Origin of the sequence: Mesorhizobium sp. B2-4-1, assembly GCF_006442185.1 — a bacterium.
GTDB lineage: Bacteria > Pseudomonadota > Alphaproteobacteria > Rhizobiales > Rhizobiaceae > Mesorhizobium.
The window spans coordinates 525,556-548,626 of the sequence record NZ_VFVN01000003.1; the positions used below are offsets into that span (position 1 = coordinate 525,556).

At 61.9% G+C, this 23,071-nt stretch carries 25 protein-coding genes and 1 tRNA gene; 19 read left to right on the top strand and 7 right to left on the bottom strand.

Annotated features, from left to right (window positions below; all coding sequences use genetic code 11):
- Window positions 1-2: 2 nt before the first annotated feature.
- The 5 genes from serS to FJ949_RS11100 all read left to right on the top strand — a co-directional run bounded on the left by serS (window position 3) and on the right by FJ949_RS11100 (window position 4,967).
- A complete protein-coding gene (serS, locus tag FJ949_RS11080) occupies window positions 3-1,307 on the top strand; it encodes a serine--tRNA ligase (RefSeq protein ID WP_140495767.1) in 1,305 nt (434 codons plus the stop codon).
- Window positions 1,307-2,065: a 5'/3'-nucleotidase SurE gene (surE, locus tag FJ949_RS11085; RefSeq protein WP_140495768.1), complete on the top strand. Its 759-nt coding sequence runs from the start codon at window positions 1,307-1,309 to the stop codon at window positions 2,063-2,065. Before serS ends, surE begins: the two co-directional genes overlap by 1 nt.
- A complete protein-coding gene (locus FJ949_RS11090) occupies window positions 2,062-2,715 on the top strand; it encodes a protein-L-isoaspartate(D-aspartate) O-methyltransferase (RefSeq protein ID WP_140495769.1) in 654 nt (217 codons plus the stop codon). Before surE ends, FJ949_RS11090 begins: the two co-directional genes overlap by 4 nt.
- Window positions 2,716-2,893: 178 nt before the next feature.
- The gene (locus FJ949_RS11095) at window positions 2,894-4,423 is read left to right on the top strand and encodes a LysM peptidoglycan-binding domain-containing M23 family metallopeptidase (protein ID WP_140495770.1); all 1,530 of its coding nucleotides are present in this window, start codon (window positions 2,894-2,896) and stop codon (window positions 4,421-4,423) included.
- A 238-nt stretch (window positions 4,424-4,661) separates the two neighbouring features.
- Window positions 4,662-4,967 (top strand): hypothetical protein, encoded by a 306-nt coding sequence (locus FJ949_RS11100; RefSeq protein ID WP_140495771.1) that lies wholly within the window; start codon window positions 4,662-4,664, stop codon window positions 4,965-4,967.
- A gap of 83 nt (window positions 4,968-5,050) precedes the next feature.
- On the opposite strand, the gene FJ949_RS11105 is transcribed toward FJ949_RS11100, so the two are convergent.
- Window positions 5,051-5,926 (bottom strand): ATP-binding protein, encoded by an 876-nt coding sequence (locus FJ949_RS11105; RefSeq protein ID WP_140495772.1) that lies wholly within the window; start codon window positions 5,924-5,926, stop codon window positions 5,051-5,053.
- 287 nt (window positions 5,927-6,213) lie between these two features.
- Between FJ949_RS11105 and yajC the strand changes: the two genes are divergently transcribed.
- The 7 genes from yajC to FJ949_RS11140 all read left to right on the top strand — a co-directional run bounded on the left by yajC (window position 6,214) and on the right by FJ949_RS11140 (window position 13,043).
- A complete protein-coding gene (yajC, locus tag FJ949_RS11110) occupies window positions 6,214-6,552 on the top strand; it encodes a preprotein translocase subunit YajC (protein ID WP_140495773.1) in 339 nt (112 codons plus the stop codon).
- A 52-nt stretch (window positions 6,553-6,604) separates the two neighbouring features.
- Window positions 6,605-7,675: a hypothetical protein gene (locus FJ949_RS11115; RefSeq protein WP_140495774.1), complete on the top strand. Its 1,071-nt coding sequence runs from the start codon at window positions 6,605-6,607 to the stop codon at window positions 7,673-7,675.
- Window positions 7,676-7,764: 89 nt separating this feature from the next.
- Window positions 7,765-10,317 carry a protein translocase subunit SecDF gene (secDF, locus tag FJ949_RS11120; RefSeq protein ID WP_140495775.1) on the top strand — a complete coding sequence of 851 codons (2,553 nt, stop codon included), beginning with the start codon at window positions 7,765-7,767 and terminating at the stop codon, window positions 10,315-10,317.
- Window positions 10,318-10,346: 29 nt separating this feature from the next.
- Window positions 10,347-10,736, top strand: coding sequence for an Mth938-like domain-containing protein (locus FJ949_RS11125; RefSeq protein WP_140495776.1), 390 nt, complete (start codon window positions 10,347-10,349; stop codon window positions 10,734-10,736).
- A gap of 25 nt (window positions 10,737-10,761) precedes the next feature.
- Window positions 10,762-11,577 carry a phytoene/squalene synthase family protein gene (locus FJ949_RS11130; protein ID WP_140495880.1) on the top strand — a complete coding sequence of 272 codons (816 nt, stop codon included), beginning with the start codon at window positions 10,762-10,764 and terminating at the stop codon, window positions 11,575-11,577.
- Window positions 11,578-11,658: 81 nt separating this feature from the next.
- On the top strand, window positions 11,659-12,093 hold the full coding sequence (locus tag FJ949_RS11135; RefSeq protein ID WP_140495777.1) for a type II secretion system protein: 435 nt from the start codon (window positions 11,659-11,661) through the stop codon (window positions 12,091-12,093).
- On the top strand, window positions 12,093-13,043 hold the full coding sequence (locus tag FJ949_RS11140; RefSeq protein ID WP_181165330.1) for a sterol desaturase family protein: 951 nt from the start codon (window positions 12,093-12,095) through the stop codon (window positions 13,041-13,043). Before FJ949_RS11135 ends, FJ949_RS11140 begins: the two co-directional genes overlap by 1 nt.
- Before the next feature lie 44 nt (window positions 13,044-13,087).
- On the opposite strand, the gene FJ949_RS11145 is transcribed toward FJ949_RS11140, so the two are convergent.
- The 5 genes from FJ949_RS11145 to FJ949_RS11165 form a co-directional block, all read right to left on the bottom strand.
- A complete protein-coding gene (locus FJ949_RS11145; protein ID WP_318013628.1) occupies window positions 13,088-13,387 on the bottom strand; it encodes a type II toxin-antitoxin system RelE/ParE family toxin in 300 nt (99 codons plus the stop codon).
- Window positions 13,371-13,661 (bottom strand): type II toxin-antitoxin system ParD family antitoxin, encoded by a 291-nt coding sequence (locus FJ949_RS11150; RefSeq protein WP_140495779.1) that lies wholly within the window; start codon window positions 13,659-13,661, stop codon window positions 13,371-13,373. Before FJ949_RS11150 ends, FJ949_RS11145 begins: the two co-directional genes overlap by 17 nt.
- Before the next feature lie 64 nt (window positions 13,662-13,725).
- On the bottom strand, window positions 13,726-15,135 hold the full coding sequence (gene trmFO / locus FJ949_RS11155) for a methylenetetrahydrofolate--tRNA-(uracil(54)-C(5))-methyltransferase (FADH(2)-oxidizing) TrmFO (RefSeq protein ID WP_140495780.1): 1,410 nt from the start codon (window positions 15,133-15,135) through the stop codon (window positions 13,726-13,728).
- Between the two features lie 570 nt (window positions 15,136-15,705).
- Window positions 15,706-15,846: a DUF1127 domain-containing protein gene (locus tag FJ949_RS11160; protein ID WP_140495781.1), complete on the bottom strand. Its 141-nt coding sequence runs from the start codon at window positions 15,844-15,846 to the stop codon at window positions 15,706-15,708.
- 48 nt (window positions 15,847-15,894) lie between these two features.
- Window positions 15,895-16,035 (bottom strand): DUF1127 domain-containing protein, encoded by a 141-nt coding sequence (locus FJ949_RS11165; RefSeq protein ID WP_013531315.1) that lies wholly within the window; start codon window positions 16,033-16,035, stop codon window positions 15,895-15,897.
- 235 nt (window positions 16,036-16,270) lie between these two features.
- Here FJ949_RS11165 and FJ949_RS11170 point away from each other — a divergent pair, with 235 nt between their 5' ends.
- The 3 genes from FJ949_RS11170 to FJ949_RS11180 all read left to right on the top strand — a co-directional run bounded on the left by FJ949_RS11170 (window position 16,271) and on the right by FJ949_RS11180 (window position 18,384).
- Window positions 16,271-17,389 (top strand): DUF2157 domain-containing protein, encoded by a 1,119-nt coding sequence (locus FJ949_RS11170; protein ID WP_140495782.1) that lies wholly within the window; start codon window positions 16,271-16,273, stop codon window positions 17,387-17,389.
- Entirely contained in the window at window positions 17,386-17,970 is a 585-nt protein-coding gene (locus FJ949_RS11175; protein WP_140495783.1) for a GDYXXLXY domain-containing protein, read from the top strand. Before FJ949_RS11170 ends, FJ949_RS11175 begins: the two co-directional genes overlap by 4 nt.
- Window positions 17,971-18,165: 195 nt before the next feature.
- A complete protein-coding gene (locus FJ949_RS11180) occupies window positions 18,166-18,384 on the top strand; it encodes a hypothetical protein (protein WP_140495784.1) in 219 nt (72 codons plus the stop codon).
- Window positions 18,385-18,447: 63 nt separating this feature from the next.
- Here FJ949_RS11180 and FJ949_RS11185 read toward each other — a convergent pair.
- Window positions 18,448-18,532: transfer RNA gene (locus tag FJ949_RS11185), tRNA-Leu, on the bottom strand.
- A 475-nt stretch (window positions 18,533-19,007) separates the two neighbouring features.
- Here FJ949_RS11185 and tig point away from each other — a divergent pair.
- The 4 genes from tig to FJ949_RS11205 all read left to right on the top strand — a co-directional run bounded on the left by tig (window position 19,008) and on the right by FJ949_RS11205 (window position 22,826).
- On the top strand, window positions 19,008-20,483 hold the full coding sequence (gene tig / locus FJ949_RS11190; protein ID WP_140495785.1) for a trigger factor: 1,476 nt from the start codon (window positions 19,008-19,010) through the stop codon (window positions 20,481-20,483).
- Window positions 20,484-20,646: 163 nt separating this feature from the next.
- Complete coding sequence (locus tag FJ949_RS11195; RefSeq protein ID WP_140495786.1) at window positions 20,647-21,165, top strand: hypothetical protein; 519 nt, start codon at window positions 20,647-20,649, stop codon at window positions 21,163-21,165.
- Between the two features lie 192 nt (window positions 21,166-21,357).
- Window positions 21,358-21,738 (top strand): cytochrome c family protein, encoded by a 381-nt coding sequence (locus FJ949_RS11200; protein ID WP_140495787.1) that lies wholly within the window; start codon window positions 21,358-21,360, stop codon window positions 21,736-21,738.
- Window positions 21,739-21,890: 152 nt separating this feature from the next.
- A complete protein-coding gene (locus FJ949_RS11205) occupies window positions 21,891-22,826 on the top strand; it encodes a heme o synthase (RefSeq protein ID WP_140495788.1) in 936 nt (311 codons plus the stop codon).
- Window positions 22,827-23,071: the final 245 nt, after the last annotated feature.

A 23,071-nucleotide genomic window follows, 5' to 3' on the forward strand; every position in this document is an offset into this window, starting at 1 on the left:
CCATGCTTGACATCAAATGGATTCGCGACAACCCGAAGGCCCTTGTCGAGGCGCTGGTCAAGCGCTCGTGGTCGGTCGAGGAAGCGCAGTCCACCGTCGATGACCTGATCGCCAGGGACGAGGCGCGGCGCGAACATGTTACCGAGCTGCAGACCAAGCAGGAACGCCGCAACGCCGCCTCGAAAGAGATCGGCAATGCCATGCGTTCGGGCGATGCCGCCCTTGCCGAAAAACTGAAAGCCGAAGTCGGCGAGATAAAAACCTTCATCCAGAACGGCGAGGCGCGCGAGCGCGAGCTCGACAAGGCGCTGAACGACGCGCTGGCGGTGCTGCCCAACGTGCCGCTCGACGATGTGCCGGTCGGCAAGGACGAACATGACAACGTGGTCAAGCATATCGTCGGCAAGGTGCCTACCCGCCCGAACTGGGTGAAGGAGCATTTCGAGATCGGCGAAGCGCTCGGCATGATGGATTTCGAGCGCGCCGCGAAACTTTCCGGCTCGCGCTTCACCGTGCTGAAGAGCGGGCTGGCGCGGATGGAACGCGCGATCGGCCAGTTCATGCTCGACCTGCACACGACCGAGCATGGCTATGAGGAAGTCATCCCGCCGCTGATGGTCAAGGACGATGTTCTTTTCGGCACCAACCAGCTGCCGAAATTCGAGGAGGATCTGTTCTTCACCCCGCATGGGGACGGCAGGCTTGGCCTCATCCCCACCGCCGAAGTGCCGCTCACCAACCTCGTGCGCGAGGAGATCACCGCCCATGAGAAACTGCCGCTGCGCTACACCGCGCTGACGCCGTGCTTCCGCTCGGAGGCCGGCTCGGCAGGGCGCGACACGCGCGGCATGCTGCGCCAGCACCAATTCTACAAGGTCGAGTTGGTGTCGATCACCGATCAGGAGTCGTCGCTCGCCGAGCATGAGCGGATGACCGAGTGTGCCGAGGAAGTGCTGAAGCGGCTTGAATTGCCGTTCCGCACCATGGTGCTGTGCACCGGGGACATGGGTTTTGGCGCGCGAAAAACCTATGACATCGAGGTGTGGCTGCCCGGCCAGAACGCCTATCGCGAAATCTCGTCCTGCTCTGTCTGCGGCGATTTCCAGGCCAGGCGCATGGAAGCCCGCTACAAGGACAAGGACGGCAAGGGCAACCGCTTCGTCCATACGCTGAACGGCTCAGGCACGGCTGTCGGGCGCGCACTTATCGCCGTCATCGAAAACTACCAGAACGAGGATGGCAGCGTAACCATTCCTGAAGTGCTGCGGCCTTATATGGGCGGGCTGGAAAAGATCGAATCGAAATAATGCGTATTCTCCTGACCAATGACGACGGCATTCATGCCGAGGGCCTGGCGTCGCTCGAGCGCGTCGCGCGCACATTGTCCGACGATGTCTGGGTGGTGGCGCCGGAGCAGGACCAGTCCGGCTATGCGCACTCGCTGTCGATCTCGGAGCCGCTGCGGCTGAGGAAAATCGGCGAGAAGCACTTTGCCGTGCGCGGCACGCCGACCGACTGCGTCATCATGGGCGTGAAGAAGATCCTGCCCGGCGCGCCCGACCTGATCCTGTCGGGCATCAATTCCGGCGCCAACATCGCTGACGACGTCACCTATTCGGGAACCGTCGCCGGCGCGATGGAGGGCGCGTTGCTCGGCATACGCTCGATCGCGCTCAGCCAGGGCTACAGCACTATCGGCGAGGACCGCGTCGTTCCCTACGAGACCACCGAGGCGCTGGCGCCGGCGCTGCTCAAGAAACTCGTCGCGACGCCGCTGCCGGACGGCGTGCTGCTCAACGTCAATTTTCCGAACTGCCTGCCTGAAGAGGTCGCCGGCACGGTGGTCACCTCGCAGGGCAAGCTCGTACACAGCCTGTGGGTCGAGGAACGCCGCGACGGGCGCGGGCTGCCGTACTACTGGCTGCGCTTCGGCCGCGAACCCGTCGAGGGCAAGCAGGGCACCGACCTTTTTGCGCTGCGCAATCGCCTGGTGTCGGTGACGCCGCTGCAGCTCGACCTCACCGCGCATGAGATTCGTGACCAGCTGAGCAAGGCCCTTGCATGAACCTGCCGATCGATGACCGAGAAGGATTTGCCGCCTTCCTGCTGCGCCTGCGCGGCAGGGGGACCGTGCCGAAGGCGCTGATCGCGGCCTTCGAGGCGACACCGCGGCGCGGCTTCCTGGCCGCCCAATTCCATTCCATCGCCTGGTCGGACCGCATGCTGCCGATCGAATGCGGCGAAGCGATCGAGGGCGCGGACATGCAGGCGGCGGTGATCGCCGCACTCGCCATCGAAGTCGGGAATCGCGTGCTCGAGATCGGTACCGGCTCCGGTTATACGGCAGCGGTGATGTCGCGCCTGTCAGGCCGGGTTGTCACCATCGACCGCTACAAGACGCTGGTCGAACAGGCGCGGCAGCGCTTCGAGGCGCTCGGCATCGGCAACGTCATCGCGCGCCAGGTGGATGGTTCCTCCGGTTTGGCCGCAGAAGGCCCGTTCGACCGGATCGTCGCCTGGGCCGCCTTCGACAGCCTGCCGCGTTTCCTGCTCGACCAGTTGTCGAGCGGCGGCATCGTGATCGCGCCGATCGGACCGGAGGAGGGCGAGCAGGTGCTGGCCAAGCTCACCAAGGTCGGCAGCCGTTTCGAGCGCGAGGATATCGGCCTCGTGCGCCTGCAGCCGGTATTGCGCAGCCTGGCGGCCGTTATCTAGGGATTGTCCATGTCAGCCGGCCTGCAACGGCGGCTGCGCGTGCCTCTATATGGGCAGTCTGGGCGGCCCCCAAATATTTTAAGAAAATTTGCGTCTGATTCTAAGGGGTTAACCGACCAGTAACATTAACGCGCTTTAATCCTGTCCAGTTGGTGCAGAGTTTGTGCGGGTTAGTGCGATGCAACTCAGTGTTTTGAAGGCAAACAGTCGCAATTTGGCGCGGGGCTGCGCTGTTCTCATGATCGCGGGTGCTGCGGCTGGGTGCAGCTCGCAAGTGTCGCGGTTCAACGGCGTCGACGACGTCTTCACCTCCTCGACAAACAATCAGCGCGCCATCATCAACAAGCAGGATGCCGTGCAGCAGCCCTATCCGGGGGATGTCGCGGCCGCGCCGCTCGATGGCAGCCACACGCAGTCGGTCAGCCGCTCCAGCCTCGAACCGGTGTCGACGCGGCCGCTGCCGCCACCGGTCGCCCAGGCGCAGCCCGCTCCCGCGCTGGCACCCGCCGCCAATCCGGTGCGTGTTGCATCGGCGCCCGCTCTGGTGCGCCCGGCACCGCATGTCGACCGGACGGCGACCGGCACGGTTGCTCCCGCGGCCAAGCCCTTCAAGGATGCCCAGCCCGACGCCAAGGCAGCCGGCACGGCGCATGCCACCGAAATCGTCGTCAGGGACGGTGAAACGATCTCCGGGCTGGCGCAGCACTACAAGGTGCCGGCCGACGTGATCATGAAGGTCAACGGGCTGAGCGCGACCAAGGGGCTGAAGACCGGCCAGAAGATCATCATTCCGGCCTACGCCTATTCCAGCAAGGCCGAGCCCAGGGTTGCCGACGCCAAGCCAGCCAACGGCAAGCGCGACTTGCCGGCCACCGCGCCGGAAAAGGTCGCCGTGCTGCCGCAGCAGCCGAAGCTCAAGGAGGGCAAGTCAGCCGCGCAGGTCGATGCTTCGGCCGCGGCGAACAAGCCCAAGGACAACAAGCCCGCGCCGCAAATGGCCGCCGCCGCGCCCAAGGCCGGCGCCGGTGCCTATACGGTGCAGTCGGGCGATACGCTTTCCTCGATCGCCAGGAAGACCGGTGTCGGCGTTGTCGCCATCAAGCAGGCAAACGGCATGCAGGACGGCTTGCTGAAGATCGGCCAGACGCTGAAGGTGCCGGCCGGCGGAACGGCCACGGTGGCCGCCGCAAAGCCTGCGGCGGTGGACCCGGTGACGACAGCCACGACGCAGCCGACGGCCAAGACGACGCCGTCGCAAACGCTGGCTTCCTACACGCCGCCGAAGAAGGACGCCAAGGTCATCCAGCAGGCCGAGGATGACGACGCTGTGGCGCCGGACGCCACCGGCATAGGCAAGATGCGCTGGCCGGTGCGCGGCCGCGTCATTTCCGGCTTCGGTTCCGGCAAGGACGGCGTCGACATCGCCGTGCCGGCGGGCACGCCGGTCAAGGCGGCCGAGAACGGCGTCGTCATCTATGCTGGCGATGGCCTCAAGGAATTCGGCAATACGGTGCTGGTGCGGCACGAGAATGGCCTGGTCACCGTCTACGGTCACGCCAGCTCGATCGAGGTCCAGCGCGGCCAGAAGGTCAAGCGCGGCCAGGAGATCGCGCTGTCGGGTATGAGCGGCACGACGGACTCGCCGAAGCTGCACTTCGAAGTGCGCAAGAACTCGGCCCCGGTCGATCCCTCCGGCTATCTCGAATAGTCGGGGCTATTTCGAATAGAATAAAAAAAGCGATTTGCGGGCCGCCTGACCTCCAGTCCGGCCCGCCGGCTCAGCCCGCCCCGCAAGGAGCGGGCTTTTTCAGTTGGTCGCGGGATGCACGTCGCAATCTCAATGTATGTCGTCGTTCCAAAACCAGGGCCGCCGTCAGAAAAGCGGTTATCTGCATTTTAACTAATGTAGAGGAAAGTCATTCTCGACGCTCTGCAAGGAGAGTGGAATGATTGAATCTGTCGAAGAGGATGAACTTCCGTCCGCCAGCCCAACGCATCGCTGGCAATCGCATGTGCGAGCAACTGCTTTAATTGTTGCACCGGTCATTTCGATCGCAAGTGCCGTTCTGGCCGGTTATTTCTCCTATGCGGTGATCAATACCAAACCGCCCACAGACATGTCCAAGCTGGCCATTTCCATCCTGAAATCAGGTGATGCTTCACCAGAAATGCAGGCCTGGGCGACTGACGCACTAGGGATACAAACCGATATTCCGATGGTCCTGGGAAGCATAAAGCCTGTGCGGGAATGAACACGATATAGACAACCCGGCGTCCACGGACGGGGTCGGCCACGAAGTTTGTGACCGGCTCCTGCCCACCCGTTGTACCCCGCCTAGTCTCTCAACGGCTTGCCGAGCCGGCCAGCCAGGTCCTGCGTGAACTGCCAGGCGACGCGGCCCGAGCGGCTGCCGCGTGTCGTCGCCCATTCCAGCGCCTCGGCGCGCAACTGCCCGGGGTCGATGTCGAGCCCATGATGGCTGGCGTAGCCGTTGACCATTTCGAGATATTCGTCCTGCGAACATTTGTGGAAGCCGAGCCATAAGCCGAAGCGATCGGAGAGCGAAACCTTCTCCTCGACCGCCTCGGACGGATTGATGGCGGTGGAGCGCTCATTGTCGATCATGTCTCGCGGCAGAAGATGGCGGCGGTTCGACGTGGCGTAGAAAATGACATTGGCCGGGCGGCCTTCGACGCCGCCTTCGAGTGCTGCCTTCAACGATTTGTAGGAGGTATCGTCATGGTCGAAGGAGAGGTCGTCGCAAAACAGGATGAAGCGGTAAGGCGCGGCCTTCAGCAGCGTCATCAGCTTCGGCAGCGTATCGATGTCCTCCCGATGGATCTCTATCAGCTTGAGCGGGCGGTCGAGTTTCGGCGAGGCGTTGATTGCGGCATGCACGGCCTTGACCAGCGACGATTTGCCCATGCCGCGCGCCCCCCACAAAAGCACGTTGTTGGCGGCATAGCCGGAGGCGAAGCGCTCCGTGTTGTCGACGAGGATGTCGCGCACGCGGTCGACGCCGCGGATCAGGCCGATGTCGACGCGGTTCACCTTGCGCACCGGCTCCAGATAACCCGGATCCGCCTGCCAGACGAAGCAATCGGCTCCGCCAAGGTCGGTTACGGGCACAGGCGGCGGGGCGAGGCGGCTGACCGCCTCGATCAGGCGGTCGAGTTTCTGGTTCAATGCGTCGATGCTGGTATCGGTCATCTCAGGTCTTTTGCTCTGGTTCCGCGAGGGAAGGTGTGGCCGGGTTCGATCCCGACGGTTTCGAAACTCGCTGCAACCGTTTGTTACAGCGCGATCTTTTGCGAAAACCCGCTCGCGCTTTTCGCGGTCATGCTCTAACACGGGTGAACAGGCCGGAAAAGCAGCCGATTTGCCCGGCCACGCAGTTGCATTGGCAACTTTACCGACTATATTCCGGCCAAATTTCGCGGGGCTGCCAAATCCACTGAACCGTTTGGCGGCTGTTTTCAAAATTCAGGAGTACCTCGATGTTCGTGACACCGGCATATGCCCAAGGCATTGGGGCTTCTCCCGACATGTTCATCAGCATTTTGCCGTTCGTCCTGATCTTCGTGATCATGTATTTTCTCATCATCCGGCCGCAGCGCACGCAGCTGAAGAAGCGCGGCGAGATGCTGGCGGCCGTGCGCCGCGGCGACACGGTCGTCACCGGCGGCGGCTTCGTCGGCAAGGTGACCAAGGTGATCGACGACCATGAGCTCGAGATCGACCTCGGTGGCGGCACGAAGGTGACGGCGTTGCGCTCGACGATCGCCGACGTGCGCGTCAAGGGCGAGCCGGTAGCGAACCAGAACGCCAAGAAATAACCAAATTCCAGGCGGAGCGATCCGCGGACGGGGCCCTGACAAGCGACGGCATATGTCTCATTTTTGGCGCCTGAAGATGATGCTGACGTGGCTTGCCGTAGCCACGATGACCGTCTTGGACGCGTCCAGCCTTTCCGCCGCCAGTCCGCATGCCATGCGGCCCGAACGGCCTGCCGATAGTCCGGCAGTCGTTCGAGCAGGCCAAGACGGTTCGCATCTCCTGCTCCATCTGGTGGTGGCTGATGTGATCGACGGCCGGCTGAAGATTGCGCGTGGCGATGTCCGGGCGCTTCTGATGGAGGCCAGGATCGGCTACACGGGGCTTGCTGTGTCGGGCAGGACCTTGCAGGTGCGCATCACGAATCCGGCTCAGCTTGAGGCGGCAAAGACAGCGCTCAAGAGGGTAACGGATGTTGCCCCGGACAGCCGCGTTCAGGAAATGACGCTGGATTCCGGCAAAGCCGGCTTGCTCAAATTCACGCTGACGGATGCGGGTTTGAAGTATCAGACCTCTAACGCGATTTCTCAGTCGATTAAGGTCATCAAAAATCGTCTCCAAGATCTGCGTGTCGCCGGCACGGTGGCCCAACCAGCGGACCAAGACGGCATACTTGTTCAGACGTCAGACATCGCCGATCGGCAAACGCTGGAAAAAATTCTCACCCGGCCTGGTCGCCTGAGCTTCCATTTGGTTGACCTTTCGATGCCGGTGAACGATGCGATCAGCGGTTCCCCGCCTGTTGGCTCGCTGGTGGTGTATACGCAGGACGATCCGCCGGTTCCTTACCTGGTCGAGAATCGGGTCATCCTCTCGGATAAGGACGTGCTCGACGCCCGCCCAACTTACAGTGGGCAGCAAAATGACCAGCCGGTTGTCATAATCCGGTTTGACGCCAAAGGCGCGGCACGGTTCAAACAGGTTACAACGCAAAATGTGGGCAAGCCATTGGCTGTGATCCTGGATGACCACGTGATTTCAGCACCTGTCATTCGCGAGCCCATCGATGGTGGTTACGGTCAAGTCTCGGGCAATTTCACGGTCCGGGAAGCCAACACCGTCGCCATGCTGTTGCGAACCGGCCCATTGCCGGCAAGATTGACAATCGCTGAAGAAGCACGATAGGGCCGGCCGTGCTCAGAATGAGAAACGGGCCCGCGAACCGAACCGATGGCGGAATGCTGCCGCTTGTACGCCTGAACGGATAAGAACTGATGCTTTATTTCTCGCGCTTCAAGATGATCCTGATCTGGCTGGCCGTGGCCGCCACAGTGGTCCTCGCCGCGCCCAATCTCATTCCCGCAAGCACGCTGGCGCAGCTTCCGAGCTGGGTGCCCAAGCGGCAGATGACGCTCGGCCTCGACCTGCAGGGCGGCTCGCACATCCTGCTCCAGATGGATCAGAACGATCTGGTGAAGGCGCAGCTGGAGACGACGCGTGACGAGATCCGGACACTGCTGCGCGAGGCCAAGATAGGCTATACCGGCCTGGCGGGCACGGGCAGGACCGTACAGGTCCGCATACAGGACCCGAACCAGCTCGATGCGGCCAAGACGGCACTGAAGCCGCTGACCGATCCGGTCGCCGCCAGCCTGTTCACCGGCGGCTCCGTCCAGGAGATGGCGCTGGATGATTCCGAGCCCGGCCTGCTCAAATTCACCGTCACCGACGCCGGCATAAAATATCGCACGTCGGCTGCGTTGGCACAGTCGATCGAAGTCGTCGAACGCCGCGTCAACGAACTCGGCACCACCGAACCGATCGTGCAGCGGCAGGGCGACGACCGCATTCTGGTGCAGGTGCCCGGTTTGCAGGACCCGCAAAGGCTGAAGGAAATCATCGGCCAGACCGCCAAGCTGACCTTCCAGATGGTGGACCAGTCTATGCCGGTGCAGGATGCGCTGAAGGGCCGTCCGCCGGCCGGTTCATCGATCCTCTATTCGCAGGACGATCCGCCGGTTCCCTACCTGATCGAAAACCGCGTCATCGTTTCCGGCGAAGACCTCTCCAAAGCGACCGCAACCTACAACTCGCAGACCAACGAGCCGGTGGTTTCCTTCACCTTCAACTCGCGCGGCGCGACACGGTTCGGGCAGGCGACATCGCAGAATGTCGGCAAGCTGTTCGCCATCATCCTCGACAACCAGGTGATTTCGGCGCCGCAGATCCGCGAGCCGATCCTGGGCGGCAGCGGCCAGATCTCAGGCAATTTCACGGCCGAGAGCGCCAATGACCTCGCGGTCCTGCTGCGCGCAGGCGCGCTGCCGGCAAAGCTGACCGTGATCGAGGAGCGCACGGTGGGTCCGGGCCTCGGCCAAGATTCGATCCATGCCGGCAAGGTCGCCGGCATCATCGGCTCTATCCTTGTCGTCGCCTTCATGTTCGTCGCCTACGGCTTCCTCGGCTTCCTCGCCAACATCGCGCTGGCGGTGCACGTGGCGATGATCGTCGGACTGCTGTCGCTGCTTGGCGCGACACTGACCTTGCCAGGCATTGCCGGTATCGTGCTGACCATCGGCATGGCCGTCGATTCCAACGTGCTGATTTATGAGCGCATCCGCGAGGAGCGGCGCGCCGGACGCTCGGTGATCCAGGCGATCGACACCGGCTTCTCGAAGGCGCTGGCGACGATCGTCGATTCCAACGTCACCTCGCTGATCGCGACCGTGGTGCTGTTCTATCTCGGAACGGGGCCGGTGAAGGGCTTTGCCATCACCTACGCCATCGGCATCCTGACCACGGTGTTCACCGCCTTCACCTTTACCCGGCTGCTGGTGTCCATCTGGCTGCGCCGCGCGCGCCCGAAGGAATTGCCGCGGGCGCCGGTGACCTTCATTCCGCCCGGCACGAAGATCCCGTTCATGGGCATCCGCCGCTGGACCTTCGCGCTGTCGAGCCTGCTGTCGGTCCTGTCGGTGGTGCTGTTCATGACCGTCGACATCAATTACGGCATCGATTTCAAGGGCGGATCGCTGATCGAGGTGAAGTCCAAGAGCGGCAATGCCGATCTTGCCGACATCAGAGCCAGGCTCTCGGAACTGAATATCGGCGAAGTGCAGGTGCAGCAGTTCGGCGAGCCGAACGACGTGCTGATCCGTGTCGGCACGCAGGACGGCGGCGAGAATGCCGAGCAGACCGTCATCGACAAGGTGCGCGGCGAGTTGCAGGACAATTACGATTTCCGCCGCGTCGAGGTGGTGGGACCGACCGTGTCAGGAGAACTGGCCAAGCAAGGCACGATCGCCATGCTGGTCGCGCTGGTGGGTATCCTGATCTATGTCTGGTTCCGCTTCGAATGGCAGTTCGCGGTCGGCGCCATCGTGGCGACGGTCCATGACGTGGTCATGACCATAGGCTTCTTCGTTATAACCGGGCTGGAGTTCAACCAATCGTCGCTGGCGGCGATCCTGACCATCATCGGCTACTCGCTGAACGACACGATCGTGGTCTATGACCGCGTTCGCGAGGATCTCAGGAAATACAAGAAGATGCCGCTGCCGCAGCTCCTCAACAACGCCATCAACGAGACGCTGTCGCGAACGACGCTGACCTCGGTGACGACGATCCTGGCGCTCCTGGCACTGGTGCTGTTCGGCGGCGAGGTGATCCGCTCGTTCACGATGGCAATGCTGTTCGGCGTCATCTTCGGCACCTATTCGTCGATCTTCATCGCCGCGCCGCTGCTGATCCTATTCAAGCTGCGGCCGCAGGCCACGAGTTCGGACGAGGAAAAGCCGGTCGGCGGCGGCAAGGCGGTCGCGACCTGACGCGCGACCCGAAGGGCGGATCGGCAGGGATGGCCAAAGGTATCGTCATCCGCGAGGCGCATTTCCCCGGCCGCGCCCCTATCGAGGCGTATGGCAATGGCGGCTTCCGCTTCGCCGACATGTCGCATCGCGGTTCGCTTCTGTGCCTGCCGTCGGGTATCCATGGCTGGGAGCCGGCGGACCCATCTGCGCTGACGGTGGCGGATTTCGAACGGCTGCTGGCCCAGGCCGAGAAGATCGAAATCCTGCTGGTCGGCACGGGCAAGGATTTACGACCCTTGCCGGCGGGGCTTCGCGCCGCCTTGAAGACCGCGGGCATAGCCGCCGACCCGATGGCGACCGGTGCAGCGGTGCGGACATATAATGTCCTGCTCGCAGAGGATCGCGCGGTAGCCGCCGCGCTGATCGCCGTTGACTGACGTGGACCAAAAGGGCGAAATCGTCATGGGCGCCGTGCGCGCCGCCGACCATGACCGCTATCTCAGCGCGCTCTACGCGCCGACGGACAAGCGCGAAGCGCTGTTTTCGCTCTACGCCTTCAATGCCGAAATCGCGGGCATTCGGGATCGCATCCGCGAGGCCTTGCCGGGCGAGGTGCGGTTGCAATGGTGGCGCGATGTCATCGCAGCCGAAGGGTCCGAGACGGGCCATCCGATCGCGGATGTGCTGAAGGCCACGATTTCCAGGTACGGCCTGCCGAAACAGGCATTCGAGAATATGCTCGAGGCCCGGATCTTCGACCTCTATGACGACCCGATGCCGTCGCGAACCGATCTCGAAGGCTATTGCGGCGAAACGGCAGCCGCGCTTATTCAACTGGCGGCAATGGTGCTGGATCCAGGAGTGGCGCCACGTTTCGCCGAACTGGCCGGTAGGGCCGGTTGCGCGCAGGCGATTACGGGACTGTTGCTCCTGCTGCCGCTGCACCGCAGTCGCGGACAGTGTTTTGTTCCGGCCGATATCCTGGCCGCGGCGGGTTCGTCTCCGGAGGAATTCGTCACCGACGATGGTGGACCAGGTGCGCAGCGCGCCGTCGCCGCCATGATCGCGCTGGCGCGGGAGCATCTCTCGGTCTTCGAGAAAGGCGCATCGGATTTGCCGGCTTCACTGCGCCCGGCCTTTCTGCCGCTGGTCCTGTCGCGAGCCTACCTGACGAAAATGGAACGCGGTTCGCCGCTCGACGGCACGGTGCGACTCTCGACCATGCGCCGCCACTGGCTCATGCTGCGTCGCGCCATGGTGGGCTGGCCAGCAGTTTGACGTAAACGTCAATTGTGTTAAGGGATCGCTCAACCGGAACTGTTGCCAAGACAACAGGCCGGCTGGAGGAGATGCCTGTCCATGAGCCTGCCCGTGCTGGTCGTGATCGTCGTATTCGGCATCGCGTTGTCGGTCGCCGCCGTTCATTTCACCGGCGGCAGCCGCAAGGCCAGGCTGGCCGATGCAGAGCAGGCGCGAGAGCGTTTTGCCGAGGATTTTCCGGATGAACCGGCGGCCGCCATCCACCTCACATCCGATGGCCGAACCGCGTTCCTGGAACTCAGGCGAGGGCGCCTTGGCATCGTCCATGCCATTGGAGATCGTTTCCTGACGCGGATCGTCACGCCGCGCGATGTATTGGCACGCAGCGAAGATGATGTCGGCACGATTGTGCTGCGCCTTGCCGATTTCACCTGGAAAGGCGGTCACTTCACCTTCGCTAACGCTGCCGACGCGCACGCTGTGCTAAGAGTTCTTCAGCCGCAGCATCCTAGTTCGACCAAGGAGGCCGCGTGATGGGCGATTACAATTTCCCGCAGGTTACCCAGCTCGCCATCCCGTTCTTCGTTGCCGCCATCCTGATCGAGCTGTGGCTGGTGCGCACCGGCCGGGCCAAGGGCTCGTTCGAGACGCACGACACGCTGACCAGCCTGATGATGGGCACCGGCAATGTCGTCGCCGGGCTGCTGCTCGGCGTCGTCTCCTACTGGGCGCTGCTGTGGCTCTGGCAGTTCCGTTTCTTCAACCTCGGCCTGTCGATCTGGGTGTTCCTGGCGGCCTTCCTGCTCGATGATTTGCGCTACTACATCTACCACCGCATCGCGCATCGGGTGCGCTGGGTGTGGGCCGAGCACGTCAACCACCATTCCAGCCAGCACTACAATCTATCGACGGCACTCAGGCAGAGCTGGACGGGCCTGTTCACCTTCATGTTCGTGCTGCAGGCGCCGCTGGTGCTGCTCGGCTTCCATCCGGCGGTGATTGCCTTCACCTTCGGCTTCAACCTTATCTGGCAGTTCTGGATCCACACCGAGACGATCGGCAAGATGTGGGGCTGGTTCGAATTCGTCTTCAACACGCCCTCGCACCACCGCGTCCACCACGCCATCAATCCGCGCTACCTTGACGCCAACTACGCCGGCACGTTGATCATCTGGGACCGCATGTTCGGCACCTTCGTCGAGGAGTTGGAAGAGGACCGCCCGCGCTACGGAATCGTGAAAAATCTTGGCACCTTCAATCCGCTGAAAGTGGCTTTCCACGAATGGATCGGCATGTTCAGGGATGCCTTCGCACCTGATCTGACCCTGAGCGACCGCCTGAACTACCTGATCAAGCCACCCGGCTGGAGCCATGACGGCTCGCGCGAAACCTCCGAGAGCCTGAAAGCAGCCTATGTCAGGCGAAATCCGGGTGAGGCCGGGAAGCCCGGGCTGCGACCGGCGCGTGCCGAGCCGGCCGAGTAGTTATTTCGGGCCGATCTAGGAAGGGCCCGATCCGCCATCTCGCATCAATGTCTCGTAGTCGCGGCCGCCGTAAAAGATGTTGACGATGCGAATATGTCGCTCTCGATTAGATAGGCTATGACGGCGGAGTGCTCGAACGGAACGGTTCGCAGTCCCGGCACGATGTCGTCGCGCAGGCGACCGCCACGAGGTGCGTTGCCGATGTTTTGACAACGGTCTTCAATTCGAAGCACGAATTTCAGCGCCGCGTTGGGGCTTCCGCCCGACTCAACTATGTATCTGAAAATGTTGGTAAGATCGTCTCTGGCACTTTCGCGATACTCGACCTCAAGCCGCCGAATCATCAATGCGGCTCGAATATTGCTCAGCGAATTTCTTAAGCTGGTCGCGAACCTCTTTTCCGGAAAGGTTCGGCCTTGTGTCGTCAATCGAAGATTTTACCCGCGCCCGGATCGACGCCATGCGCTCGGCATGCTCTTCCTCTTCGCGCTGGAAAGCGCGGAGCGCGGCGCGAATGACTTCGCTTGCCGAGCCGAAGGAACCGTCCTCGACTTTTTCGCGGATCATGCGCGCCATGGCCGGCGTGACGGTGACGGACAGTTTCTCGGCTGTTTCCATGCAATGACTCCCACTAGGCGAGTGGGATAGTATCCTACTTCCGCGGCAAGGCCAGTCAGTAAGGCTATTCCGCCGCTTGAGCTTGCGCCGGCAGTCCCAGCCATCGCCGGCAATCACCCAGCGCACGCGACGTAATCGCATGCCGCTTGGCGACCGTCTTGTCCTTGCCGCGCAGGCGTTTGCCTTCGATCTTCACCGCCTCGACAGGCGGGAACAGGCCGAAATTGACGTTCATCGGCTGGAAAGAGCGCTTTCCCGGCTCGTCGTCTGAAACGATGTGTCCGCCGGTGATGTGGTTGAGCAGCGCTCCGAACGCCGTGGTGAGTGGCGGCAGCGACGGCGCGTGGCCGAGCCGCTCGGCAGCGGCGAAGCGGCCGGCGAGCAGGCCGATGGCGGCGCTTTCAACATAGCCTTCGCAACCGGTGATCTGGCCGGCGAAACGCAGGCCCGGGCGCGACTTCAGCTGCAGCGAGGCGTCGAGCAAGGTCGGCGAGTTGATGTAGGTGTTGCGATGGAGGCCGCCGAGGCGGGCGAATTCGGCGTTCTCCAGACCAGGAATCGTGCGGAAAATGCGCACCTGCTCGGCATGCTTCAATTTGGTCTGAAAGCCGACCATGTTGTAGAGCGTGCCCAGCGCATTGTCCTGCCGCAGTTGCACGACGGCGTAGGCCTTGACAGTCGGATTGTGCGCATTGGTGAGGCCCATCGGCTTCATCGGCCCGTAGCGCAGCGTCTCGACGCCACGCTCGGCCATGATCTCGATCGGCAGGCAGCCGTCGAAATAGGGCGTGCCTTCCCATTGCTTGAATTCTGTTTTCTGGCCCTCCACCAGTGCCTGCACGAAGGCAAGATACTGGTCCTTGTCCAAGGGACAGTTGATGTAGTCCTTGCCGGTGCCGCCGGGCCCGACCTTGTCGTAGCGGGACTGGAACCAGCAGGTGTCCATGTCGATCGTGTCGAAATGGATGATCGGCGCGATCGCATCGAAGAAGGCGAGCGCATCGGCGCCCGTCGCTTCGGCAATCGACTGTGCGAGCGAGGGCGCGGTCAGCGGGCCGGTGGCGATGATGGCCTGGTCCCATTCGACCGGCGGCAAGCCGGGTACCTCCTCGCGCTGGATGGAGATCAGCGGATGTGCCTCGATCCTGGCCGTCACCGCGTCGGAAAATCCGTCGCGGTCCACGGCCAGCGCCCCGCCGGCCGGCACCTGGTTGGCGTCGCCGGCGCTCATGATCAGCGAGCCGGCCAGCCGCATTTCGGCATGCAAAAGACCGACGGCGTTGTTCTCGGCGTCGTCGGAGCGGAAAGAATTGGAGCAAACGAGTTCGGCCAAGCCGTCGGTCTTGTGCGCCTCTGTGCCGCGAACGGGCCGCATTTCGTGCAGCACAACGGGAACGCCGGCTTGGGCTGCCTGCCATGCTGCTTCGGATCCGGCGAGGCCACCGCCGATGATGTGAATAGGTTTTTTGCTCATGAGCGCCGGAATAATCGCTTGGCGGGACGATTGCAATTGCCGCACCTGGAACATGCCGCGGCGGCGAAGGCGAAGGCTGCCCTGAAAACAACAACACCCGCCGGGGGAGGAGGTCCGGCGGGTGTCGTTTTGGGGGTCGACCCTCGGGAGGAGGTGAAGGCCGACCGTATTCGTCATCGCCGGGGAGGAGGTCGGCTTTGACGAAATTCCTTTCGCCGTTTGAAAAGGGGCGAAGCCTCTGGAGCAAAATTCGTTTTGCTCCGGGGAAACAACGCCCGCCGCGGGAGGAGGTGCGGCGGGCGCCGTTTGGGTGGCCAACCTTCGGGAGGAGGTGAAGGTCGGGCCTATCCGTCATCGCCGGGGAGGAGGTCGGCTTTGACGAAATTCTTTTCGCCATTTTGAAGAGGGGCGAAGCCTCTGGAGCAAAACTCGTTTTGCTCCGGGAAACAACGCCCGCCGCGGGAGGAGGTGCGGCGGGCGCCGTTTTGGTGGTCAACCCTTGGGAGGAGGTAAGGGGTGACCGTATTCGTCAGGATCGGGGAGGAGGTCGACCCTGGCGAAATTCCGTTGTTAGATCGCCTGGCGGGCGACGATCTTGATTTCGTCGCGGACGATGCCGAGATCATGCAGCTGGCGGTTGGAAAGGCGACCCAGCTCGGTAACCGTCTCGCGATAAACGCGCCAGTTACGATAGTTGCGGATCAGGTTCATTGTCATGCTCTTCTCAAAACTGGTTCGGACCATTCGCGGTCCGAAGGATTAGACCGCCTTGCGAGCGACGTAAGGAATGTCGCTGCGGCTGATGCCGAGGTCGGTCAGTTCACGGTTGCTCAGGCGGCTCAGCTCGGAAACGGTGTCCCGGTAGCGGCGCCAGTTGCGGTAGTTGCGGATCAGGTTCATGGTATTGCTCGTTTCGTCTTTTCTTGCGGATCATTCCGTTTGTGTACAAACCATAAATAGGCGGGCCCATATCGATTTAAAAGCGCTATGGCTGCATGGCAGCAATGCAAATTGTGCAATGCAACATTAACAAGCCTTCGCGGACCTGACACAAAGAAGCCAGAATCAGAAAGTGCCGTGACGTCAACGGTTTGGCAGCTCCAGCTGAAAAACCGACCAAGCAGCGGGGGAAGGTATGCCGGGCTACGCGACACGGGTCAGGTCGGACATTGCGCGATGGCTTGAGGCCGGGCTGATCGACGCCCCGACGGCCGATGCATTGCGGCGCGACGTCGAGATCAACGCGCGCCAGTCGTTGAGCTTCGGTTCGATCCTGGCGATGATGGCGGCGCTGCTGTTCGGCGCGGCCATCCTGATCTTCGTCGCCGCCAACTGGGAAGCCATCCCGCGGCTGGCGCGCGTTGCCGCGCTCTTTGCCGTCATCCTTGGCGGCTATGTCGGCGGTGCGGTGCTGAAAACCCGCGACCACGCGGCGATCGGCGAGGCGTTGTGGATCGTGGCGGCGGCGGCTTTCGGCGGTTCGATCGCGCTGATCGGCCAGATGTACCATCTGTCGGGCGACGAGGCCTCGGCCTTGATCACCTGGGGCGCCGGCACCGCATTGGCGGCGGTGGCGCTGCGGTCCAACCCGCTGACCGTCGCCGCGGTCGGCATCGCCGACGCCTGGCTGTTCCTGAAAGGGTTCGACTATTTCAATCGCAGCGAATTTCCGCATCTCTTCCTCGTCATGGCGGCTGTGCTGTTTGCCGTCTCGTTCTGGACCCGCAGCCAGGCGGCGCGGCACCTGATCATCCTGTCGCTGCTCTTCTATCTTGTGCTGGTCGCCGTGGATCACGAGACGCTGCCGGTGGCGATCCCGCTGGTCATCGTATCGGTATTGTTGTTCGTGGCTTCCGTCTTCGCGCCGGAACCGGTCGACCGGATCGTGCAGCTTGGCGGCCGCTTGCCGCTGCATGCTCTGCTTGGCTTCCTCACTGGACTGGCCATCATCCAGTTCGAACTGGCCGGCGAAAGCAGCTACGACAGAGGCTTCGCCATTGCTTCGGTCGTCGCGCTGGCCGGCATTGTTGCCGCCATTGTGCTCGCGGGGCGCGAGAGCCGTGGCCTGCGCTGGCTTGCCTATCTCGGCTTCGCCTTCGAACTCGCCATGATCTATGTCGTGACCTTGCAGTCGATGCTCGACACCGCCGGCTTCTTCCTTGCCGCGGCGGTGCTGCTTGGCATCCTGGCGATCGTTATCATCCGCGTGGAGAAACGCATGAAGGATCCGGCCACCGGAGGAGCCACGGCATGATGACCGGAAAGAGGCTTGTCATCTTGGCGCTGGTGCTGGCGCTCGTCCAGATCGGCTTTCTGGGTTGGATCATCGCCGGCCGGGCGGCGATCCTGCGCAGCGGCAAGGAAGTGCTGCTGAAGATCGAGCCTGTCGATCCGCGCGACCTGCTGCGCGGCGACTATATCATCCTCGGCTACGACATCTCGCGCATACCGGTGAAGATGATCGCCAACATCCCGGCCGGAAAACTTTCCAGCGACGACACCTCGATCGTCGTCCGTCTGAAGAAGAACGCCGACGGCTACTGGACGCCGAGCGCCGCGTGGTTCGGCGCGGCGCCGACACCGACCGGTGCCGACGAGGCCGATATTCGCGGTCATGTCGCCGGAGGCTGGGATCTTCGCGGCGAGGGACTGACGATCGCGCCGGATTACGGCATCGAACGGTTCTACCTGCCGGAAGGCGAGGGGATGGCAATTCAGAACGACATGCGGGTACGCCCGTTCGGGATCCGTCTTGCACTGGCCAGCGACGGCACCGCCCAGATCAAGGCGCTGGTGGACGGCGACAAGACGCTGTTTCAGGAGCCTCTATATTAAGGTGTGCAGGGGTGGGCTGCCATCCATAGCTTGAACGGGGAGGGCGGTGCGGCCTCGAAGGCTCAAGCCTTGGAAGCTTACGTCTAATCGACCTCAGGGGCGTCCTTTACGGCGCTAGCGTCTCGCCACTGGATTGTGTTGCGTGGTAGGTATATTCTCGACGCTGGCGGTGGCATTCAGAAAGATGGAAAGCCCATGGCGACCGGGTACTTGGATCACCAGTTGGAGTGTCCTTTTTGCGGCACGATAAGGCTGCGGATTCCTGCCGATGCCGAACCTTCGACGGGCATCCGGTGCGACGACTGCGGTCAGTATCTTGGCACATGGGACGAATTGCAGGATGATTTCCAGCGCCAAGGCGGTAACGATGGCATCTTCCGCCTCGACAAGGGACGTATCAAGAAGCTCGCCTAGGCAGTGTCCTGATTTCCTGCCAGCGCCTGTGCGCTAGTGGACTATCCGATGCCATGCCGGCAGTGGTGCGCGTGAAGGGACTCGAACCCCCAAGCCTTGCGGCGGCAGGACCTAAACCTGCTGTGTCTACCAGTTCCACCACACGCGCCTCGGGCGGGCTGTAGCAGAGCCTCGGCGGCCTTGTCGAGGTCTTGGGAGTGAGGTGGAATACCGCATCGTCCTTTGAATATCGCGGCAGCCGCCAGCCGCGACCTGAGGGTCTGGCAATTCCGTCACGCCCGCACGGTCTGGCGATCCCATTAGCCATCATTCTGTCAATGTCAGGGCCGAAATGATGGTTATTCGCCTAAACGCGAAGATGGTTGAAAATTGGCCTCGCCTGTGACAAAAGGCGTGTCGAATGTGACGGGACGCGACGATCCGCTTCTGCAAAATGTGATAAGAAGTAGGAAAAACAAAGACTTATTCACATTTTGGAACGCAGTTTGGAAGAGTTTGAGCCGTATTTCAGGTCAAATCGCCAGGTTCCGTACCAAAAGCCATTCCCGGCAAGATTATACCGGCAGGCTGTGAACGGCAGAGAGCCGTTTGGCAGCCTCATTGGTGAAAACAAAGGTTTTACGATGCAGGTCACCGAAACACTCAATTCCGGTCTCAAGCGCGAGATCAAGATCACCGTGCCGGCTGGTGACATGGAAGCCAAGCTGATGGCGCGGCTGACGGACGCCAGGAACAAGGTTCGCATCAACGGCTTCCGTCCCGGCAAGGTGCCGGTGCAGCACCTGCGCAAGGTCTATGGCAAGTCGTTCATGGCCGAAGTGGTCAACGAGATCCTCAACGATTCGACCCGGTCGATCATTTCGGGCCGCGGCGAAAAAGCCGCCATGCAGCCCGAAGTCATCATGACCGAGGACGAGAAGGAAGCCGAGAAGATCCTGGCCGGCGGCGCCGACTTCGAATTCCGCCTTAACTACGAGATCATCCCGCCCATCGAGATCAAGGATTTTTCCGACATCAAGGTGACGCGCCAGGTGTTCGACGTCCCTGACGCGGAGATTGACGAGCAGGTCAAGCGCGTCGCCGAATCGGCGCGCAGCTACGAGCCGAAGACCGGCAAGGCGGCCGAAGGCGACCGCGTCACGATCGACTATGTCGGCAAGATCGACGGCGAGGCCTTTGCCGGCGGCGCCGGCACGGATCAGCCGCTGGTGCTTGGCTCCAAGGAATTCATTCCGGGCTTCGAGGATCAGCTCATCGGCGCCAAGGCCGGCGATGAAAAGCAGGTCACCGTGACCTTCCCGGAAAACTACCAGGCGGCGCATCTGGCCGGCAAGGAAGCGACTTTCGACGTCACGGTCAAAGAAGTGTCCAAGCCGGGCGAACTCGAAATCAACGATGAGACCGCCAAGAACCTCGGCCTGGAATCGCTGGAGCGCCTGCGCGATGTGGTGCGTGGCCAGATCGAGAGCCAGTTCGGCTCGATGACGCGCCAGAAGGTCAAGCGCCAGCTGCTCGACCAGCTTGACGCGGCTTACTCGTTCGAGGCGCCTTCGAGGCTTGTCGAGGCCGAGTTCAATAACATCTGGGCGCAGGTCAACCGCGATCTGGAAGCGGCCGGCCGCACCTTCGCCGATGAAGAGACGACCGAGGAAGAAGCGCGCGCCGAATATATGCGGCTCGCCGAGCGCCGCGTGCGCCTTGGTCTTGTGCTGGCCGAGATCGGCGAGAAGGCCGGGGTCACCGTGTCGGACGAGGAATTGCAGCGCGGTCTGTTCGAGCAGGTTCGTCGCTTCCCGGCCAACCAGCAGCAGGAAGCCTTCGAGTTCTACCGCAACAATCCCGAGGCGCTGAATGCGCTGCGCGCGCCGATGTTCGAGGAGAAGGTGGTCGATCACCTGCTCGGGCAGATCTCGGTCACCGACGTCAAGGTCAGCAAGGAAGAGCTGATGGCCGACGACGAGGAAGCCGAGACCGCGACCAAGGCGAAGCCGGCGAAGAAGGCCGCGTCGAAGAAGACTGAAGACAAGAAGAGCGATGACGCGGAAGAGCCGAAGAAGAAGGCCGCGCCGAAGAAAAAGGCCGCCAAGGACGCCGAGTAAATCCCGAGTTGATGGAACTGACGAAGGCCGCCCCTCGAGGCGGCCTTTTTCGTTGCGAAACTGCAACAGCCAATCCGTTTCGCGGACGGTGACCATTGTCGATACCAAGCATTGATCACTATCTGCGCTCCTGCTGCAAACCACAGGGTTGTTGGAGGGGCGGTTGAGCCTATTCTTCGAAACGCGACGCGTCGTCGCCTTGGCGATCGTCCTGGCCTTCGCCTGCGATTTCGCCCAGGCCGATGCCGGCACCTGGCGCATCGGCACGGACGATGACGGCCTTGTCACGGCTTCGGTCCATGCCACCAACAAGCTGATCACCGGCGGTGGCGCCCTGAGCTATAGCCCGATCCTGACCATCGCCTGCCGCCCGGACAGCCAACCGCGCTGGACCGAATGGTTGCAATTGAACGACACCGTCTCGGCCAATCGCAAGATCACCATGTCGGTCACCGTCGACGGCGACAACAAGTTCGACGAGAGCTGGTTGGTCGGCCCGCGCGGCCGCATGCTGGTGCGCGATGGCGCCGACGGCATAAAGCGCCTTACCGCCGCGAACCGGCTCCAGCTTTCGTGGCGCTTCGGGCTGCTGTCGGGGCGGGGCCACGCCGATTTCGATCTGACCGGATTTGATGAAGCGGTCAGCCAGCTCGCCGGCAGCTGCAACACTGCTATGCCTTGATCCGCTGCGGACAACCTAAACCTTTGTAGGTCGACCTCTTCTACCTGCCGGCCAGATTCCGTGGTATATAGAGGCCGCAATTTCATATGGGAGAAGTGGACAATCTGTTCTGCCGTACAAGGCGCTTCGCTGGCGATGCTGGCTTATACCAGATCGTCTCAGGCGCATTTGACGATCAGGGAGGAAAAAGTCATGCGCTTAGCCGCATTTTTCGCCGTCGTGTTTGTTGCAACCTTCGTCGCCAATCCATCGCAGGCTCAGGATACTGCGGCTGGCGAGAAGGTCTTCACCAAATGCAAGGCCTGCCACATTGCGGACGAGGACAAGAACAAGATCGGTCCATCGCTGCACGGCGTCATCGGCCGCACTGCCGGTACGCATCCCGGTTTCAAATATTCCGACGCCATGATTGCGGCCGGCAAATCCGGCGTCAAATGGGACGAACCAACACTGATGACCTATCTTCACGATCCCAAGGCTATGGTCAAAGGCACCAAGATGGCGTTTCCCGGCCTCAAGAACGATGCAGACGTGACCAACGTCATCGCCTATTTGAAAACGTTCTCCAAGTGACTTTCTCCTCCGCCATGCGTCTATCCTCTCGTTCGCCGTGATCTCGTCCGAACCCGAAGGGGCCGCGTAAGCAAAAACCGGGTTTCAATTTCGCTCACGCGTGCCTTCGGTTCGGGATCATGGCCTAGGTTTCTTGCTTCCATCGGTCTGAGATGTCGACTAGGGAAAGCCGCCTCAAGGATATCGTCATCCGCCTTCCGGAAGCGACGGCGGGTGATTTCTTCGCGCTTTTAAAACCGCGGGTCATGGCGCTTGCCGTATTCACTGCTTTCGTGGGCCTAATGACGGCGCCTGGCCCGACGAATCCGGTCATCGCGGTGATCGCCATCAGTGCGATTGCGATGGGAGCAGGCGCGGCCGGGGCGCTCAACATGTGGTACGACGCGGACATAGATGCGTTGATGTCTCGCACGTCCAAGCGGCCAATCCCGTCGGGCCGCGTCGCGCCAGGCGAAGCCCTCGGCTTCGGTCTGGTGCTTTCCGCACTTTCGGTGACGGTGCTCGGCGTGCTGGTGGGGTGGCTTGCCGCATCGCTGCTGGCATTCACCATCTTCTTCTACGTCGTCATCTATACGATCTGGCTGAAACGCTCGACACCGCAGAACATCGTCATAGGTGGCGCGGCAGGCGCTCTTCCTCCGGTGATCGGGTGGGCTGCTGCCACCGGCGCCATCGGCATTGAAAGCATCATTCTGTTCCTGATCATTTTCCTCTGGACACCACCGCATTTCTGGGCGCTAGCCCTGTTCAAGGTCGGAGAGTACGCCGCGGCGGGCGTCCCCATGATGCCGAACGTGGCTGGCCAACCCTCGACCAGAAAGCAAATCTTGGCCTATTCGCTGGTTCTGGCGCCAATCGGCGTGCTTCCCTGGGCCTTTGGATTCGCGAGCGGATATTACGGGACTGTCTCGACCGTCTTGGGTGCGGGATTCGTCTGGCGCGCCTGCAAGGTGCTCACCATCCCCGACAAGGAGATGAAGCAAGCAAAGGCGTTGTTTTCTTATTCGATTTTCTACCTGTTCGCGATCTTTGCAACGTTACTTGCCGACACTACTGTAATGCGTACGATCGCATCAGCCGTCCGTTGACGCCGGCGCAAAACATTACGTCGGCAGTGCGCAAAAACCCAGCAGCAGCAGAACAACGACGCCAAGGCCGAGTATGAGAACTGTCCTTCCGTCCATGACCCTTCACCTTCGACTTGAGGAGAATATCGAAGAAAGGCGTCCAGAGCTAGCCAGGCGACCGGGCCTTCTTACCCAACCTTCTTACAAAGCGCGACAAGTCGCTCGCATGAGAGTATATTGATCCTGGTGCAGGTCGCGGTTTGCGT

Coding starts and splice junctions, on each gene's coding strand:
- serS (WP_140495767.1), top strand. CDS start 3: ATGCTTGACATCAAATGGATTCGCGACAACCCGAAGGCCCTTGTCGAG.
- surE (WP_140495768.1), top strand. CDS start 1,307: ATGCGTATTCTCCTGACCAATGACGACGGCATTCATGCCGAGGGCCTG.
- FJ949_RS11090 (WP_140495769.1), top strand. CDS start 2,062: ATGAACCTGCCGATCGATGACCGAGAAGGATTTGCCGCCTTCCTGCTG.
- FJ949_RS11095 (WP_140495770.1), top strand. CDS start 2,894: ATGCAACTCAGTGTTTTGAAGGCAAACAGTCGCAATTTGGCGCGGGGC.
- FJ949_RS11100 (WP_140495771.1), top strand. CDS start 4,662: ATGATTGAATCTGTCGAAGAGGATGAACTTCCGTCCGCCAGCCCAACG.
- FJ949_RS11105 (WP_140495772.1), bottom strand. CDS start 5,926: ATGACCGATACCAGCATCGACGCATTGAACCAGAAACTCGACCGCCTG.
- yajC (WP_140495773.1), top strand. CDS start 6,214: ATGTTCGTGACACCGGCATATGCCCAAGGCATTGGGGCTTCTCCCGAC.
- FJ949_RS11115 (WP_140495774.1), top strand. CDS start 6,605: ATGTCTCATTTTTGGCGCCTGAAGATGATGCTGACGTGGCTTGCCGTA.
- secDF (WP_140495775.1), top strand. CDS start 7,765: ATGCTTTATTTCTCGCGCTTCAAGATGATCCTGATCTGGCTGGCCGTG.
- FJ949_RS11125 (WP_140495776.1), top strand. CDS start 10,347: ATGGCCAAAGGTATCGTCATCCGCGAGGCGCATTTCCCCGGCCGCGCC.
- FJ949_RS11130 (WP_140495880.1), top strand. CDS start 10,762: ATGGGCGCCGTGCGCGCCGCCGACCATGACCGCTATCTCAGCGCGCTC.
- FJ949_RS11135 (WP_140495777.1), top strand. CDS start 11,659: ATGAGCCTGCCCGTGCTGGTCGTGATCGTCGTATTCGGCATCGCGTTG.
- FJ949_RS11140 (WP_181165330.1), top strand. CDS start 12,093: ATGGGCGATTACAATTTCCCGCAGGTTACCCAGCTCGCCATCCCGTTC.
- FJ949_RS11145 (WP_318013628.1), bottom strand. CDS start 13,387: ATGATTCGGCGGCTTGAGGTCGAGTATCGCGAAAGTGCCAGAGACGAT.
- FJ949_RS11150 (WP_140495779.1), bottom strand. CDS start 13,661: ATGGAAACAGCCGAGAAACTGTCCGTCACCGTCACGCCGGCCATGGCG.
- trmFO (WP_140495780.1), bottom strand. CDS start 15,135: ATGAGCAAAAAACCTATTCACATCATCGGCGGTGGCCTCGCCGGATCC.
- FJ949_RS11160 (WP_140495781.1), bottom strand. CDS start 15,846: ATGAACCTGATCCGCAACTATCGTAACTGGCGCGTTTATCGCGAGACG.
- FJ949_RS11165 (WP_013531315.1), bottom strand. CDS start 16,035: ATGAACCTGATCCGCAACTACCGCAACTGGCGCCGCTACCGGGACACC.
- FJ949_RS11170 (WP_140495782.1), top strand. CDS start 16,271: ATGCCGGGCTACGCGACACGGGTCAGGTCGGACATTGCGCGATGGCTT.
- FJ949_RS11175 (WP_140495783.1), top strand. CDS start 17,386: ATGATGACCGGAAAGAGGCTTGTCATCTTGGCGCTGGTGCTGGCGCTC.
- FJ949_RS11180 (WP_140495784.1), top strand. CDS start 18,166: ATGGCGACCGGGTACTTGGATCACCAGTTGGAGTGTCCTTTTTGCGGC.
- tig (WP_140495785.1), top strand. CDS start 19,008: ATGCAGGTCACCGAAACACTCAATTCCGGTCTCAAGCGCGAGATCAAG.
- FJ949_RS11200 (WP_140495787.1), top strand. CDS start 21,358: ATGCGCTTAGCCGCATTTTTCGCCGTCGTGTTTGTTGCAACCTTCGTC.
- FJ949_RS11205 (WP_140495788.1), top strand. CDS start 21,891: ATGTCGACTAGGGAAAGCCGCCTCAAGGATATCGTCATCCGCCTTCCG.